The sequence below is a fragment of the Pseudomonas sp. FSL R10-1339 genome (assembly GCF_009600545.1).
Classification (GTDB): Bacteria; Pseudomonadota; Gammaproteobacteria; order Pseudomonadales; family Pseudomonadaceae; genus Aquipseudomonas; species Aquipseudomonas bubulae.
Map to the genome: position 1 here is coordinate 248,969 of NZ_WIVQ01000001.1, position 16,176 is coordinate 265,144.

14 protein-coding genes and 1 pseudogene are annotated in these 16,176 nt (G+C 56.9%); 7 read left to right on the forward strand and 8 right to left on the reverse strand.

The window, feature by feature from the left end:
- Nucleotides 1-56 precede the first annotated feature (56 nt).
- From GHO03_RS01255 to GHO03_RS01275, 5 genes are read left to right on the forward strand one after another with little or no spacing between them, the layout of a single operon-like run.
- Nucleotides 57-755 (forward strand): molecular chaperone, encoded by a 699-nt coding sequence (locus GHO03_RS01255; RefSeq protein WP_095019673.1) that lies wholly within the window; start codon nucleotides 57-59, stop codon nucleotides 753-755.
- Nucleotides 756-790: 35 nt separating this feature from the next.
- Nucleotides 791-3,412, forward strand: coding sequence for a fimbria/pilus outer membrane usher protein (locus tag GHO03_RS01260; RefSeq protein ID WP_153398909.1), 2,622 nt, complete (start codon nucleotides 791-793; stop codon nucleotides 3,410-3,412).
- Complete coding sequence (locus GHO03_RS01265) at nucleotides 3,405-4,331, forward strand: fimbrial protein (protein WP_095021237.1); 927 nt, start codon at nucleotides 3,405-3,407, stop codon at nucleotides 4,329-4,331. Before GHO03_RS01260 ends, GHO03_RS01265 begins: the two co-directional genes overlap by 8 nt.
- A 19-nt stretch (nucleotides 4,332-4,350) precedes the next feature.
- Nucleotides 4,351-4,842: a fimbrial protein gene (locus GHO03_RS01270; protein ID WP_095019676.1), complete on the forward strand. Its 492-nt coding sequence runs from the start codon at nucleotides 4,351-4,353 to the stop codon at nucleotides 4,840-4,842.
- A 7-nt stretch (nucleotides 4,843-4,849) separates the two neighbouring features.
- Complete coding sequence (locus GHO03_RS01275; RefSeq protein ID WP_232527630.1) at nucleotides 4,850-5,368, forward strand: fimbrial protein; 519 nt, start codon at nucleotides 4,850-4,852, stop codon at nucleotides 5,366-5,368.
- Nucleotides 5,369-5,377: 9 nt separating this feature from the next.
- On the opposite strand, the gene GHO03_RS01280 is transcribed toward GHO03_RS01275, so the two are convergent.
- From GHO03_RS01280 to GHO03_RS25780, 7 genes and pseudogenes are all read right to left on the reverse strand, one after another.
- Nucleotides 5,378-6,022, reverse strand: coding sequence for a response regulator (locus GHO03_RS01280; protein WP_095023120.1), 645 nt, complete (start codon nucleotides 6,020-6,022; stop codon nucleotides 5,378-5,380).
- Nucleotides 6,023-6,058: 36 nt separating this feature from the next.
- On the reverse strand, nucleotides 6,059-6,706 hold the full coding sequence (locus GHO03_RS01285; RefSeq protein ID WP_095003207.1) for a response regulator: 648 nt from the start codon (nucleotides 6,704-6,706) through the stop codon (nucleotides 6,059-6,061).
- A 90-nt stretch (nucleotides 6,707-6,796) separates the two neighbouring features.
- Nucleotides 6,797-7,993, reverse strand: a complete 1,197-nt coding sequence (locus tag GHO03_RS01290; protein ID WP_095021239.1) for an EAL domain-containing protein — start codon at nucleotides 7,991-7,993, stop codon at nucleotides 6,797-6,799.
- 11 nt (nucleotides 7,994-8,004) lie between these two features.
- Nucleotides 8,005-10,773, reverse strand: coding sequence for an ATP-binding protein (locus GHO03_RS01295; protein WP_153398912.1), 2,769 nt, complete (start codon nucleotides 10,771-10,773; stop codon nucleotides 8,005-8,007).
- Nucleotides 10,774-10,869: 96 nt separating this feature from the next.
- Nucleotides 10,870-11,751 carry a Dyp-type peroxidase gene (locus tag GHO03_RS01300; RefSeq protein WP_095039415.1) on the reverse strand — a complete coding sequence of 294 codons (882 nt, stop codon included), beginning with the start codon at nucleotides 11,749-11,751 and terminating at the stop codon, nucleotides 10,870-10,872.
- A 97-nt stretch (nucleotides 11,752-11,848) separates the two neighbouring features.
- A complete protein-coding gene (locus GHO03_RS25775) occupies nucleotides 11,849-12,280 on the reverse strand; it encodes a methyl-accepting chemotaxis protein (RefSeq protein WP_371928120.1) in 432 nt (143 codons plus the stop codon).
- Nucleotides 12,281-12,388: 108 nt separating this feature from the next.
- A pseudogene (locus GHO03_RS25780) lies at nucleotides 12,389-13,378 on the reverse strand (PAS domain-containing protein); the annotation flags it as partial.
- Between GHO03_RS25780 and GHO03_RS01310 the strand changes: the two are divergent.
- Nucleotides 13,377-14,795 carry a short-chain fatty acid transporter gene (locus GHO03_RS01310; protein WP_095003210.1) on the forward strand — a complete coding sequence of 473 codons (1,419 nt, stop codon included), beginning with the start codon at nucleotides 13,377-13,379 and terminating at the stop codon, nucleotides 14,793-14,795. The pseudogene GHO03_RS25780 and the gene GHO03_RS01310 sit on opposite strands and share 2 nt — an antisense overlap.
- Before the next feature lie 120 nt (nucleotides 14,796-14,915).
- Here the strand turns inward: GHO03_RS01310 and can are convergent, their stop codons facing one another.
- Entirely contained in the window at nucleotides 14,916-15,560 is a 645-nt protein-coding gene (gene can, locus GHO03_RS01315) for a carbonate dehydratase (RefSeq protein ID WP_095003211.1), read from the reverse strand.
- A 151-nt stretch (nucleotides 15,561-15,711) separates the two neighbouring features.
- Here can and GHO03_RS01320 point away from each other — a divergent pair, with 151 nt between their 5' ends.
- The gene (locus GHO03_RS01320) at nucleotides 15,712-16,095 is read left to right on the forward strand and encodes a serine kinase/phosphatase (RefSeq protein WP_178110283.1); all 384 of its coding nucleotides are present in this window, start codon (nucleotides 15,712-15,714) and stop codon (nucleotides 16,093-16,095) included.
- The last annotated feature ends 81 nt before the right edge of the window (nucleotides 16,096-16,176 follow it).

The window sequence follows — 16,176 nt, forward strand, 5'->3', positions numbered from 1 at the left end:
GCTCGCGGTTGATCGCGATTGATCGCGAGCTCTGGCGTTAACCAGAGGACATCTTAATGCGTTTAAAAGTTGCAGCCTTTTTGGCACTGGCAGCAAGCTTCTGGCTGCCCCAGGTTCATGCAGGCGTCAACGTGGGTTCTACGCGCGTTGTGTATCAAAGCAAGGAGAAAGAAGCCAACCTTGCACTTTCAAACTCGGGTGATGACGGTGTGCCGTATCTCGTGCAGTCGTGGGTCAGCCCGTTCGATGACCGCGACGCCAGCGCCGATGAGTTTATTGTCACACCGCCGTTGTTTCGCCTGGATGCCAAGGGCCAGAACCTTCTGCGCATCATTGCCACCAACGCTCAGAACCTGCCCGATGACAAAGAAAGTCTGTTTTTGCTCAATGTCAAAGCCATCCCGGCCAAGAGCGAGGAACAGCGTAACCAGAACGTGCTGCAAATAGCACTCAAGACCACGATCAAACTGTTTTATCGCCCTGCCAACCTCAAGGGCACATTGCCCGAAGCTGTTGAAAAACTTCAGTGGCGGACCGAAGGCGGGAAATTGGCGGTGCATAACCCGTCAGGCTACAACGTAGTGGTCAGTGAGTTGCTGGTCAACAACAGCGCCAGCAAAGGCATGCCCGAGGTTATCAAGCCCGGCAGCACCGTCACCACTCCGATAGCGCTGAAAAACAGCGACAGCCTAGAACTTAGCTACATCAACGAGTACGGCAGCACAGTCAAGGCCGCACCCGTTACCCCACATTGATCACTGAATAATCCGCTGAATGGAAGGACCCCCTCATGCTGCGATTGCGCATGTGCGCCTTCGCGCGCCGAGTAAAGTGCTGGAGCACGATGACCGTTGCGGCTACAGGTCTTGCAACAACCGCAGTGCATGCAGACTACAGTTTTGACTCTTCTTTTCTGGAAATTGGCGGCGGCAACGCTTCGAGCGAAGTGGCCGAGCAAGTAAAAGCCATGAGCCAGGGTCAACTTCCGGGGATCTACCGGGTAGACCTGTCAGTGGATGACCGGCTTGTGGAGCAGCGCGACCTGCACTTTGTGCGAGAAACCGCGAGCCAGATATCGACTCCCAACGGCCTGTTCCCCTGCTTCAGCCTTCAGGCCCTGATGGATTTGGGAATTGACCCCACACGCCTGAAAAATGCGGACATCAGCGCCGACAATTGCGTGTACTTCAACCGTGACCTTACCGGCGTCACCTACGATTACGACTTCAACAAGCAGCATTTGAGCCTGCAGGTTCCCCAGGCGTATATCGGCAGCGTGCCGTTTGAAACCCGGCGCAAGACCTGGAGCGATGGCGAGCAGGTGGCCTTCGCCAACTACAGTTTTTCCGGGAGCGACTACGAGAACCAGTTCGGCAGCCGCCAATCCCAGTTCGGCAGTGTTCATAGCGGGTTCAACAGCGGCGCCTGGCGCTTTCGCAATTTCTCGACTTGGCAAAAAGGCACTAACGTCGACGGCAGCTGGAAATCGGTGGACACCTATGTCCAGCGCGACCTGGGCAACCTTATGGCCATTGCCACGGTGGGTGAAAGCGCCACCGACAGCGATCTGTTCGACACCATCTCTTACCGCGGCGTGGGGATCGCTTCTGATCTGGACATGCTGCCCGATGATGCGCGTAATTTTGCCCCCGTAGTGCGTGGGGTTGCCAACGGCCGCTCGCTGGTGACATTGCGCCAGCGCGGTTATGTCATCAGTGAACAGTGGGTGCCGTCAGGCCCGTTCGCCCTCAAGAACCTGTACTCGACCGCGGGCAACGGCGATATCGAAGTCACCATCGAAGGCCCCAATGGCGAGCGCCAGGTCTACATCCAGTCATTTGCCTCTGTGCCTTACATGTTGCGTGAAGGCCAGCAAAGCTACGCTGTGACCGCAGGCCAGTATCGCCCGGCAGAAGGCGCGCAGAATTCGCCCAAGCCCAGTTTTGTACAAGGCACCTATCGCCGCGGCCTGACCGAGGGCACCACGCTGTTCGGTGGCAGCATCGTCAGCGAACAATACAAATCGGCGCTGCTTGGCTTTGCCCACGACTTTGCCGGCTTTGGTGCGATTTCCCTGGACGTGACCCATGCCATCAGCGAAGACATGGGCGCAGACGCCAAAACGCTGTCGGGCCAGTCATATCGCTTCCGGTACTCCAAATCCATCGATCTGACCGATACCAGCTTCAGCCTGATTGGCTATCGCTACTCCACCAGCGGCTATTACAGCTTCAACGAGGCAATCAACGCACGCTCCAACAACTCGCTAGAGCCCTATGTCGATGAAACCCTGAATAACAGTGCGGCGTTTTCCCCCTATTTGACCGGCCATATGAAAAGCAGCTTTACCGCCAACGTATCGCAACAATTCGGTACCTGGGGCGGCATGTACGCCAACCTGACCAAAACCGATTACTGGAACCGGGCCAAGAGCAATACCTCCATTCAGTTGGGCTACAGCTTCAGTGTTGCCAGCGCCTCCTACAACCTGGGGCTGTCACAGAACAGCGGCATGGGCGACGACATCCGTAGCGTGTCGCTGAGCGTCAGCCTGCCGCTGGGCAGCCCGGGCAGCAGCAGCCGCATCGGCCTGAGCACCAACCAGGACTCCGCCGGCAATGCCAGCCGCAATGCCACCTTCAGCGGCTCGCAACTGCAGGACGATGCCCTGTCGTACAACCTGAGCATCAATCAGCAGATCAGTGACGATGACCGCGTGCTCGGCGGCTCGGTGGCGGCCCGCTACAACGCGGCCAATGCCATTTGGCACGGCTCCTATAACAAGGATCAGAACACCCGTCAGATGGACTATGGCGTGGAAGGCGGCGTGGTTGCCATCCGCAATACCGTGATGTTCACCCAGCCATTGGGCGAGACCAACATCATTGTCGCCACCCCCGGCGCCGCCGATGTGGGCGTGCTGACCAAGAGCGGGATCAAGACCAACGGCAGTGGCTACACGATTATTCCCTCGGCGCAGCCGTACCGCAAAAACAAGGTATCGCTCAACACTGACTCACTGTCGGACAACACCGACATTGCCAACCTGGTACAGGAAGTCACCCCCAATCGTGGTGCCTTTGTCCTGGCCAACTTCGAAACCCATAACGGCCGCCGCCTGCTGGTCAGCGTCAGCTCAAGCACTGGCAAGCCCGCCCCTTTCGCCGCCGAAGCGCAGCTGTATGACCCCAAGGGCACTCTGCTGAGCAGCGCGATGGTAGCCGACAAGGGCCGGGTATTTATGACTGGCGTGCCGGACAAGGCGCGGCTGCTGATCAACGTCAACGGCCAGCCTTGGTGCGCCAAGGACCTGGACCTGAACACCTACAACCTGTCAGAGACTGGCATCGGGCAACTGACCATCCGTTGCGATGCCAAATCGCCAGACACTCAAGGTACTCCCGATGCATGAATCAAACGTCAAATCATCTCGTCCGGGGCTGGTCAAAGTCTGCTTGTTGCTGCTCTGCCTGTTGCTGGGACTTGTCAGTCAGCAAGCGTTTGCACTGATTGAAAACAACCTCGCATGCACCCCTACGGGCACCACCGGCATCATTCAGCTGGGCGACCTTGCGCCATCCACCAGCTATACCGCCAACATGACAGCCAACTGCCGGGTTACCCGTTGGTTTCCCTTTGGCGCGTCATTGCAGCACAGCCAGTTCTACAACCAGGGCAGAGGCAGCAAGGTCCAGGTGTTTCATACCAACTCTGGACTGATGGTTCCCGAGCTGCCCATCGGGACTGCGACCACTACATGCATGCCGTGGAGCTGTGTGCAGCTGTACGTGGGCAACACCTTTTCCTACAACGTTCTGCTTTATGGAACGGCGCCCGTCACGCCTGGCAACTACATGGTCAGTGTCACGCTCACAGACACCTCTATCCAAGGTTATGAGGCTTACGGCGACTACTTGCAGACCGTCATTCTCAGCTTCCGGGTCATCCAGCCCGCCTGTTCGATGGGCTCGGCAAAAACCCTCAACCTGCCCTTTGGCACACTCAGCAGCAATGACTTCGCCAGTTCGCAGCAAATTGCCAATATCACCATGAATTGCACTCGCGGTACGCAAGCGACCGCCACGCTGGTACCCACCCAGGCGGCCATCAGCGGCAGCCCGGGCGTTTCAGCCACAACTCTGGCCGGTCTGTCGATGGCTGCCACCTGGGCTGACACCAACACGGCAGTGAGCTTCAACAGCCCACGCACGCTGGCGCTGACCAATGGCAGCAACAACATCAGCCTTGGTTTTCGCCCGCGCCTGAATACCAGTGTTTCGCCTACCGGAAATTTTTACAGTCAGTACACCCTCAACATCACCTATCTCTGATCAAGTAAGGAGCTCAACCATGAAATTATCCCTGACATTGGCTGCGACACTGTTCGCAGGCCTGCTCAGCTCGACCGCCAACGCCGTAACAGACACTGTGACCATCAACCTGAGCGGCACCCTGACGCGTCCGCCCTGCAACCTGACCAGCAGCAAGACGCTGACCGCCAACTTCGGCAGCCTGCGTTATGACCAGGTGGCCGATGCCGCGCTGATCGACATCCCCCTCACCATGACCTGCCCGGCCAACTCGGTACTGGCGGTGAGCATTCTGGCAGCCCGCACGATTCAAGGCTCAACCACACAGGCCTCAACGGGCAAAACCAATCTGGCTTATTCATTGCTCTGGAACAGCGACAGCACGGCGGCCAACATTACCGGGACCAAACGCAACCTGACCAACCAGAGCGGCACGGTCGACCTGAGTATGAAAGCAAAGTTGATTGCCCTTGGTGCGTTGACCGAGGGTGCATTCAGCACTTCGGCTGTTATCAGTATCGAGTACCTGTGAGATGTCCATGCTCGCCAGAGTGAGCCTGTGGGTGGCGATGCTGTCCACCGCAGCGCTGTTGCTCAGCCCGGCCATCTGTGCAGAGGATGCCGCCCTGATAGAGGTGGGCGGCACTCTGATAAAACCACCCTGCACAGCCAACTTCCCGGCCTCGCAAAGCGTGGATATCCCCAAGACAAACCTCAACTCGCTGAACTCGGACATCACCGGCTGGACCGATGTCAGCCTGGACTTTCAATGCATCAAAGGCAGCCAGGTACACCTGCGTTTCAGCGCCGGCAATGGTGCTTTTGACAGCAGCACACTGCGCACCACGCTCGACAGACTGGGGCTGAAAACCCGCCTGAGCGACATGACCAGTACGTTGAAAGTGATTGACCTGAAGCTGGGCGAGCAATTGATCTTCCCGGTTGAAGAAACGCGGCTCAAGCTCCAGCTCTCAGTGCGGCCGGTCAAGACCGGGGAGGAGCTGCCCGCAATCGGCAGTTACAGCTCAACGCTATTGATGGAAATGATCTATCTGTAAACCGCTGCGTCAGGCAAAAAGATTGGCCTTGACGCACAAGATCAGCAGCGCTTGATCATTGTCGACATTGAGTTTGCGCATCGCCGAAATCTTCAGGGTACTGATGGTTTTAATGCTGCGGTTCAGGCTATGCGCGACATCGCTCACACTCACCCCCGTAGAGAACAGACGCAGGACCTCGAACTCCTTGACCGTCAGTTGGCTGAGCCTTTGCGAAAGGTCATCGGCGTCCTCACTCAAGGCCCCTTGCGGCTGGTCCTGCTGGTAGTGCCCTTGGCGATAGAACGCGTCCAGCGCCACCAGGATCTGCTCAAGCCCAGCGCTCTTTGAAATGACACCGCTGATACCCAGCTCATACAGCCAGGTCAGTACTTGTGCATTGGTTATAACGGTCAGGATCAATACCTTGGGCTCGGGAAAATGCCGGCGCAGGTACTCCACCAGGCGAGTGCCGTCACCATATTGATCGTCACCCGGCATGTTGTAGTCGGTAATAATCACATCAGGCTTGAGTAACGAAATTTTGTCGATCAACTCCGAGGAACTCATTGCTTCGCCCACAACCTTGAAACGCGGGTCACGCTCAATGATTTCACGCACGCCCATCAACACAATCGGATGGTCGTCGGCCAATAAGACTTTCATTTGCGGCATGGCAAACATGACTCCTGCACTGGAAGAGCACTACAGCTATTCGAAGGGGTCCGCTTTGATGCAATAGGTCAGCAAGGCATGGTCGTTAAGCACTTCCAGCTTCTGCATCGCAGCCACCTTTTGGGTGCTCACGGTTTTAACGCTGCGGTTCAATTGGCGGGCGATATCACCCACGCTATTGCCCGCAACAAACAGCCTCAGCACCTCAACTTCACGGGGTGAAAGTGTGGAGAAACGTTCATCAATGACTTTGGGGTTAGTCACCACAGAGATGGCTGGAGCAGCCGGGGCCGTATAGTCCCGATCGTTGGCCAACGCACTTAGGGCCTTGCCTATTTCTTCGCGGATATGGCTTTTAGCAATCACGCCTGCCACACCCAGCTCCAGCAAGCGCGAGATAATCAGATGATTGCTCATGACTGTCAGCACCAGGATCTTGACCCCGGGAAAATGCTCAATGATGTACTCGATCAGTTGCAGCCCGTCGCCATAGGTTTCATCCCCTGGCATGTTGAAATCAGTAATCAGCAGTTCGGGTTGATGCAACTGCAACTGCTCGACCAACTGCGACGAGCTCAGCGCCTCGCCTACCAGGGAGAAATACTCATCACGTTGAATCATTTCCCGAAGCCCCAATACCACCACTGGATGATCGTCGGCAATCACTACCTTTAATTCGCGCATTGCCTGGCTCCACATTGATGACATGGCAAGTCCGGCGCCCCCGGTTTCTACAGATCGAGCGCAGAACAAGACCCGTGGCGCCGCACTCAGCTACCCCGGTGATGGCTTAGAGCTATCGTCCAGTAAAAGAGTTTCAAAGTCGGCGCACGATATAGCGCCGCAAATAAGGAAACCTTGCACTTGATCACACTGGATGCTGCGTAGAAACTCGAGTTCGGCCTGTGTCTCGACGCCCTCGGCGACAACTGTCAGGCCCAGCTTGCGGCTCAGTTCAACAAGGCTGCGCAGTGCTGACGCCAGATTCTCGTTTTCGACACAGCCATGTACCAGCGACCGGTCAATCTTGAGCTCACTGAATGGAGTGGAAACCAGATTGAAGTAAGAGCTGAATCCCTTGCCAAAATCATCCTGGGCCAAGCCAAAGCCCATCATGCGCAAACGACAAGCTCCCGCATAGTAATTACTGAGCTCTTCTGTGGTTGAACTCTCCATCAGTTCAAAAACGATACTGCGTGGCTCGCCACCATCAGCAATCACAGCGTCGCGCAGACGGTCGGCGAGCGCATGGTTATCCAGCAAATGCGTGGGCAAGTTGATTGAAACCGGAATATCCCAGCCCTGCTCTCGCCATTGTCTTTGGGCTTGAAGTGTTTGCTCCAGCATCAGCCACAACAGCCGCTCTTCAAGACCGTGGCTGATCAACAAGGTCAGAAAGTCCTTGGGCAATAACAAGCCGGCCTCGGGATGCACCCAACGCACCAGGGCTTCTGCACTGAGAATATTGCCGTTGCGCAGGGATTTCTTGGGCTGGAACCATGCTTGAATCTGCCCGTTGGCCATGGCCAATTCGATACTCTGCGGGTCGACTTCAATGGCCAGTGAGGGGTCCGTATCACCGTTAAGGCGGAAAAGCTCCATTCGCTCTTTCAAGCGCTGTACCGCATTGAACTCGACCGGTTTGGAGATCAGGCCAATCACTGAAATACCCAGGTTTTTTGCTGCCAACCCCGCACTAATCAGCATGCGCCGGGACGAGGCGCTCATCAGTGCCAACGCCGGTTTATTTTTCAGGGCGGCAACTCTCTGGATCAGTTGCACACCATCCATCACAGGCATCAGCAAGTCACTGAGCAGCAAGTCATAGTCATGACGCGCCAGACACTCCAGCGCGCCATCGCCATCCCAAACGGTGTCAACTGTAAAGCCACCCACCTCATTGAAAACGTTCAGCAAATACTCATGCTGAAAAGGGTGATCCTCAACGACCAGTACACGATAGGGCTTCACTGGATCCTCCTTTAGAAGTGCTGAAGACAGTTGTATAGGGTGTGCAGCGTAAAAGGCTTGATCAGGCAGTGATTCATCCCCGCATTCAGACAGCGCTCGCTCTCCTCACGCATGGCATTGGCCGTTGCACCAATGATCGGCAGCGTTATGTTCATGGCCCGCAACCGGGCCGCCAGCTCATAACCGTTCATTTTCGGCATGTTGACGTCGGTCAGCAGCAGATCAAAATCGTCGTCGCGCCAACGCTCGAGTGCTTCCAGTCCATCGCTGACCAATGTCACTGTGCAACCCAACTCTTCAAGTTGATCTCGCAGAATCAGTTGATTGATCACATTGTCTTCGGCAACCAGAATGCGCAAACCGAGCTTGAGTTCCGTCTTCACCGTACCCGGCTCAAGATCGCTGCCAATACCCATGCCCTGGGCCTTGCACAGGGCACGATAGACGTCCTGCAAGCTGCTCAGGTCCGCTTGCCAGCAAGGGTTTTCAACGGCGGGAGCTACCGACATGTCACTGGCGGCTACCACCAGCGGGCCTGTCCAGCCAGGTTCAAGCAATTGCCGGGCAGCGCCGGGATGCAGCTCCAATAAAACAGCAGCATCGGATGCATCCCCTGGTTTCGGCGCCCCAAGATGAGCCCGCGCACCCCAACGGCGTAACCAGGCGCAATAACACTCGGCCAGTTCGCGCACGGGGGAAACCACATAAACAACGCGGGCAGCCAACTCGCCAAAAGGGCTAAAACGCGCCGGTTCGCTAACCTGCACCAAGGGCAGATGCAGGGTAAAACTGCTACCCAATCCCGGCTCACTGACCAGACGCATGGTGCCGTTCATCAAGTGCATAAGGCGCTTGCAGATGGACAGGCCCAGCCCGGTGCCGGCGACCACGTTTTTCGCAGACTCCACTTGATAAAAAGGCTCGAACAGATGAGCCTGCTCTTCATGGGCAATACCTTTGCCAGTATCGGAAACCTGCCAGTGCAACATCACGCGCTCATCATCACGGCTGTCCATTTTCAGACGCAGGACAATTTTTCCGTAGTCCGTGAACTTCAGGGCGTTATTGAGCAGGTTATTCAAGATCTGGCGGATGCGGGTGACATCACCGCTGAGCCACTCGGGCACCGTTGAATCAATCAATGCAAACAACTGCAGGCCCTTGGCCTGGGCTGCGCCACTGTAGCCCAGGACCACCTCTTCTATCAGCTCAAGAGGGCTGAAGGTGTTGAGCTCCAGTTGCAGCTGACCCGCCTCGATACGCGACACATCCAGCACGTCGCAAATCAGCTGCAACAAGTTGCCGGATGAGCGTTCGATAGCCTTGAGATAGTTGTTCTGCTGATCATTAAGTTCGGTACGCGCCAGCAGTTCCAGCGTGCCCAAAACACCGTACAGGGGTGTACGGATTTCGTGGCTCATGGTTGCCAGAAACAGAGTCTTGGCCTCATTGGCCCGGTCCGCCAGTTGCCGGGCACGTTCGAGGGTTACTTCAATCTGTTTACGTGCGCTGATGTCGCTGAACGCGCAAATCAGCACGTCCTGACTTTTGTAGCGCGTAGGGGCAAAGGCCAGGTACAGAAGACGGCCATCCTCCATTTCGATCTCATCACTGTTGCGCAAGTCACATTCATCGAACGCGCGTGAAATCCAGCCATGGCATAACTTGCTGCGCTCAGTGCCGTTACCCAGCCACTGTTGTGACAAGGAGTTTTCCAGTACCACGGTGCCGTCTGTGCGCCGGATTACACACAGGGCCATCGGTGCAACTTGCAATACGGCACGACTGAACGCCTCACTTTCAACCAGCGCCTGAATGCGTTTCTCACCCGGGGTGATCAGGCGCCGATCAATGCGCACAATCAGTAATCGCAAGCCGATGCAGACGGCAATAAACAACAAAACACAGCCCAACAAAGGCCCGCCCAAAACTGGCAATAGAGATTTGATATCTAAGGCATAAACGATTTGCCAGCCCGAATAGCCCAGCTTCTTCGTGATTGCCAGGCTATCGGGCAACCAGCCACTACCGATAAAGCCAAATGAATTCTTGGGTTCCAGCGTCTGCAATGAATTGACGAGAGTGGATTGTGCGGCGTTGGTGAACAGAATCTGGCCTTGACCGTTGAGCAGCATGAAGTCACCGGCACTTTCACTGCGCAAGGCCTCTACCAGATCCGGAACCTCGACCTCAATGCCCAGCCAGCCGGAAGACAGGTTACGGTTATCGAGTCGGGAAAATAAATAAAAGGGGGCATTCAGGACCTTGCTGTCGGTCAGCCACAGATCATCACCAAATGAATAGGCCTTGGCCCCTTCATCAAGCAGCCGCTGCAACACCACTTTGGGCAGCGGTTCAAGGTTGCCTGAAGAGTCGAACAAACACACCACTTTGGGCTTATCCGTCTGCGGCACATACAACAGATTGACTTTGCTTTCGTGCAAATAATCCATCATCCGCCGGGTCAGCCAAAGGTTCCAGTGGCCAGCCTCACTGCCCTGGCTGATGTTGACCTCTTCTTGTGGATCAATACCGGCGACCGTTTGGCCTGCCTGATGATCAGGCACAGTGGCCAGCACCAGGCTCTTGAGAAGCGTCTGGCGGCTGACGAAAAAATCCTGGGCATTGAACACCGCCTCGTTCATAAAACTGCGGCGCTGCGAGACCTCTTCGTTGAACACGGCACGCAAGTATACGAACGACCCCGCAAGGAGTCCGACGATCAGGCCACAGGCAAATAAGTGCAGGAGTTTTCGAGCGGCTTGGGGGGTCGATTTCATGCCGCAAGCCTGAGGCTGCGGCATGCAAAAAATAATCAGACAATTCCTGAAACCAGTCGTCGCTGACTCCGCTCTGCTACGGGGGAGTGACGCTTATTACGGACGCACCGCACTCAAATCCATCCGCCCGTCTTTCATCGGCGGGCACCAGTAGTAGCCACCGTTAAGTGGACGGCTGTAACGATACAAGCCATCGATGATGCCGTCTTCCAGACCGCTCATGCGCCGCAGTTGCACTTCAAAGGCATTCAAGGTGCGACCGAAGGCAACAAACATCAGCCCGGACTTGCCGTTTTCTGTCCACGGCATGGAGCGACGCACAATAAAGGCTTCCGGGGTGAAGCTTTCCTGGGCAGTACGTTTGACGTGGGCAGACTCCGGCGCATCGTCCAGCTCTTCGTTGTCGCTCTTGCGACGACCCATGATGTTGTCCTGCTCCTCGGACGGCAGTGCGGCAAAACCGTTCAGGTCATGCTGCCACTGCTGAATGGCAACAAAGCTGCCACCGTCCAGCCCGGCGCCAGCATTGGCAACGATGGCCGCGTCCACAGCCGCTTCGTCCACCGGGTTTTCAGTGCCGTCTTCGTAGCCGGTCAGGTCACGATCAGTGCCGTAACGGAAGCCTTCGGTCACTTGCAGCAGGTTGAACGCAGGCGCCAGGGCAGTCTCGATGGCCTGGCTGCGGTGCAGCAACTCGCCACGGTCTTCGCCCAGCAACCACAGCCACAGGGCGTGCTGGGTCGACGGGTTTTCAACCATGGCATTGATCGCAGGAAACACCCGCAACCCCGGGACTTTCGCGCCAAGGGCCAATACCAGCGGCGAACCAAAACCGGCCACCACGCTTTTGCCATCCACCCACTGCGACAAGGTGTCGAGTGCAGCCGGCAAAGCTTCTACTGACTTGAGGGCGAAAAACATGTAACGCGCTTGCGAAGGTATCGGTTTGGCAAGAATGCTCGACTGGTAGAGACTCATAGAAACTCCTTTGGAAAGCCTGGAGTTTACTCCTACCAGTACTTTTTCCGTCACCTCAGAGGGATTTTTCTTAAGTTCAACCCCTGCATATCAAGGCTCATGACGACAGCTGGTTGGCAAACTGACCCACGGCATCGACCACTTTCTGCGCGCCATCCTGGATTTCGACAATCACCGTGCCCGCTTCGGCGGCCAACGCCAATCCTGCTTCGGCCTGAAGCTTGCCATCGGCCATCAGGGTCACGGCGCTACGGGCCATGTCCTGGTTCTGCCGCACCACACCGATGATTTCTTCAGTGGCCTTGCTGGTGCGCGACGCCAATTGGCGCACTTCGTCAGCCACGACGGCAAAGCCACGACCTTGTTCACCGGCACGCGCGGCCTCAATGGCGGCGTTAAGCGCCAGCAAGTTGGTCTGGTCGGCAATCGAGCTGATGGTCTTGACGATGCTGCCAATCACTTGCGACTGATCGCTCAAGGCTTCAATGCCGTCACCCGCCTGCTGCATGTGACGGGCCAGATCACGCATCACTTGCACCGCTTCGGTCACCACTTTGGTGCCGCGCTGGGCACTGCTGTCGGTTTGCAGCGAAGTGCTGTAGGCAATGCCTGCCGCTTCGCAGACGGCCTGTTCCTGATGAACCTGATCGGTGATCACCGTGGCGAACTTCACCACTTTGTACAGGTTGTCATTGGCGTCGCGCACCGGGTTGTAGGTGGCCTCAAGCCATACATCACGGCCGTGACTGTCAATGCGCTGAAAGCGTGCCGCGACAAACTCACCCGCATTTAAACGCTGCCAGAAAGCCTGGTATTCGGCACTGTTCTGTTCTTGCGGGGTGCAGAACATGCGGTGATGTTTGCCCTGGATCTGCCCCAGGGTATACCCCATGCCGGAGAGAAAACGCTCATTGGCGGTCAGCACTTCGCCCTTGAGGTTGAACTCGATCACGGCGGTAGAACGCATCAGCGCACTCATCAGGTTTTCATGGTCGCGGGAAGTTTCGATGGTGCGCGTCAGGTCACTGGAGAAAATCGAAATGCGCAGCACCCGCCCGCTGGAGTCCAGAATCGGCTGCATGATCGAGCGCAGCCACGTTTCCTGGCCATTGCCGCGCAGCAAGCGCACGGTGCCACTGTAATGTTCATTGCGCTTCATGGCGCTCTTGAAACGAAGGCTGTGTTCGTCGTTTTTCAGGTGCGCGGGCACCAGTTCATCAATATGCAGACCCAGCAACGCAGTACCGGTGTAGTGCATCTGTTGGGTGAAGTTATGGTTGGCTGTCTCGATGCGCCCATCCGCGCCCAGAGACAGCACCAGCATTTCGCTGTCCAGGCTCTCCCGAACCTGCTGCAGGCTGGATATTTCTTCGCGAAGAGCCGACAGCTCTTGCTTCAAGCGTGTGTTGAACATGGGGTACCCGGAGCAATGAAAGAATGCGTGCAACAGAATCGGCTTTAGGCGAATTTTCTGGAGCGCCGAAAACGACCGTTCATCCAAAACCGAGGCCACTGAATAACCCTGCACATTCATGGCCACACGCAGCGGGCCATCGGAATTGCTCCCGCTTTGATTTACTGTGCTCGGGCCATCCCATAACCATAAGAAAACCGAGGTACATTTCATGGCCGCCGAGATTACAGACAGCCGCTCTGCCCGCTTTGCCCTGCGCTGCTCGAACTTTGCCGAGCGCTGGTTTCCCGACTCGTGGGTGTTCGCCGCCGTTGCGGTAATAACCGTGGCACTGGCCACGATGCTGATGGGCGCCAAACCCACCGATGCCGCCATGGCATTTGGTGACGGCTTCTGGAGCCTGATCCCGTTCACCATGCAAATGGCCTTCGTGGTGATTGGCGGTTATGTGGTGGCCAGCTCGCCGCCCGCCGTCAAATTGATCGACAAACTGGCCCGGGTACCGAAAAACGGCCGCCAGGCGGTGTGCTGGGTAGCGTTGATTTCAATGGTCGCGTCATTGCTCAACTGGGGGCTGTCGCTGGTGTTTGGCGGCTTACTGGTACGGGCACTGGCCCGGCGCACCAACCTGCGCATGGACTATCGCGCCGCCGGCGCTGCGGCCTACCTGGGGCTGGGCGCGGTGTGGGCACTGGGGTTGTCGTCTTCGGCTGCACAGTTGCAAGCCAACCCCGCCAGCCTGCCGCCGTCGATTCTGGCGATTACCGGGGTTATCCCCTTCACTGAAACCATCTTTCTCTGGCAGTCCGGGGTGTTGCTGGCGGCGCTGGTAGTGGTGTCGTTGATTGTCGCCTACGCCACCGCACCCGGCGCTGAATCGGCCCGCGACGCAGCTGCCTGCGGTATCGACCCGAGCTTCAGCTCACCGAAGCTCCCCCCGCGCACACGCCCCGGTGAGTGGCTGGAATACAGCCCGCTGCTGACCATTTTGCTGGTGCTGCTGGCTGCTGGCTGGTTGTTCCATGAGTTTTCGACCAAACCGGCGATCAGCGCCATCTCCGGGCTCAACACTTACAATTTTCTGTTCCTGATGCTCGGTGCCCTGCTGCACTGGCGCCCGCGCAGTTTTCTCAATGCCGTGACCAGCGCCGTGCCCACCACCACCGGGGTGATGATCCAGTTTCCGCTGTATGGTTCGATTGCCGCATTGATGACGGTGGTCAAGGGCACCGACGGGCAAACACTGGCCCACCATATCTCGACGTTTTTCGTGCAGATCGCGTCCCATGACACCTATGCATTATTGATGGGCGTGTATTCGGCGATTCTGGGCTTTTTTATCCCGTCGGGTGGCGGCAAGTGGATTATCGAAGCGCCGTACGTGATGCAGGTGGCCAATGATCTGGGCTATCACCTGGGTTGGGCTGTGCAGATCTACAACGCCGCCGAGGCGCTGCCCAATCTGATCAATCCGTTTTACATGCTGCCGCTGCTGGGCGTACTGGGTTTGAAGGCGCGGGACTTGATCGGCTTCTCGTTTGTGCAACTGTTGGTGCACACGCCGCTGGTGCTGTTTTTGCTGTGGGCATTGGGGACGACGCTGGTGTATACCGCGCCGGTGATGCCGTAAGCGAACTCGTAACTAAATGTGGGAGCGGGCTTGCTCGCGATTCAGGCGGCGCGGTAAAGCAGGAAAACCGCGTCGATACCATTGCGAGCAAGCCCGCTCCCACAGGTTATGCATGCAACTTTATACTGCGCCCACCGGCCGCAAACGATACTGCGGCGGCAACTGGTCAAGGCCGCTGATGGTGGTGTTCAGGCTTTTCCAGCGACCGTCCTTGATCCCGTAGATGCAGCCATGCACCGACAGCTTCTGCCCGCGGTGCCAGGCATTTTGCACAATATTGGTATGCCCGACGTTCGCCACCTGCTGGATCACGTTCAATTCGCAGAGGCGGTCAACCCGCTCTTCCTCGGTGGGCAACAGCGCCAGCGCTTCACGATTCTCGTAATACAGGTCACGGATCGAACGCAGCCAGCCATCGATCAGCCCCATCTGCTGGTCCTTCATCGATGCGCGTACACCGCCACAGCCATAGTGGCCGGTCACCAGAATATGTTTGACCTTCAAAACGTCGACCGCGTACTGGATCACCGACAGGCAATTCAAGTCAGTGTGCAACACGACATTGGCCACGTTGCGGTGCACAAAAAGATCGCCGGGCAACATGCCGACAATTTCGTTGGCCGGCACCCGCGCATCCGAACAACCAATCCACAGGTATTCCGGTGTTTGCTGGCGGGCCAGCTTGGCGAAGAAGTCGGGATCTTCCTGCTTGATCGCATCGGCCCAACGCTCATTGTTATCAATCAGATCTTGTAGTTCGTTCATGCTGTGGAGCCTCAAGAGTTGATGCGCTGTTCTGACAGCCGACCAGCGGTCGGGGTCACTTGCCCCATGACATTCCGGCGGTCAGTTGGGTGGAATCTTCAGCAATGGCTACAGTCATCGTATTAAAGCACCCAGAGTATGAGGAATTACCATGACTGATTCACGTCGCCCCTACGGGGCACCACAACCCGCACCTATCGACGATATCGAGGACGCCATGGGTTCGGTGGAGCCGCTGGATTTTGATGATGACGATACCTATGAGCCCGTCAGCGACTTGTTTGTCGACGATACAGGCTCCAGGCACAGAGCCGCGCTGGATGACGAACTGGATCTGGGCCTCAACGACGACGACCTGGAGCAGGAGATGCTGATCCGCGAGGACAGCGCCCGCGATGCCAAGGAGGCTGCCCAGGGCCCGGACGGTGCCGCTGACTGGGATCTGAGCCTGGTTGATGAAGACGAAATCGGCGCCGGCAAAGGGCTGGATGAAGCCGAACTGGCGGAAATTGACCCGGTGGGACGCAAGCGTTGAAAGGTAAACCCTGTGGGAGCGGGCTTGCTCGCGATCGGATCAACACGGTTTAGCTGATAAACCGCAGCGCCAGCAAGCCCG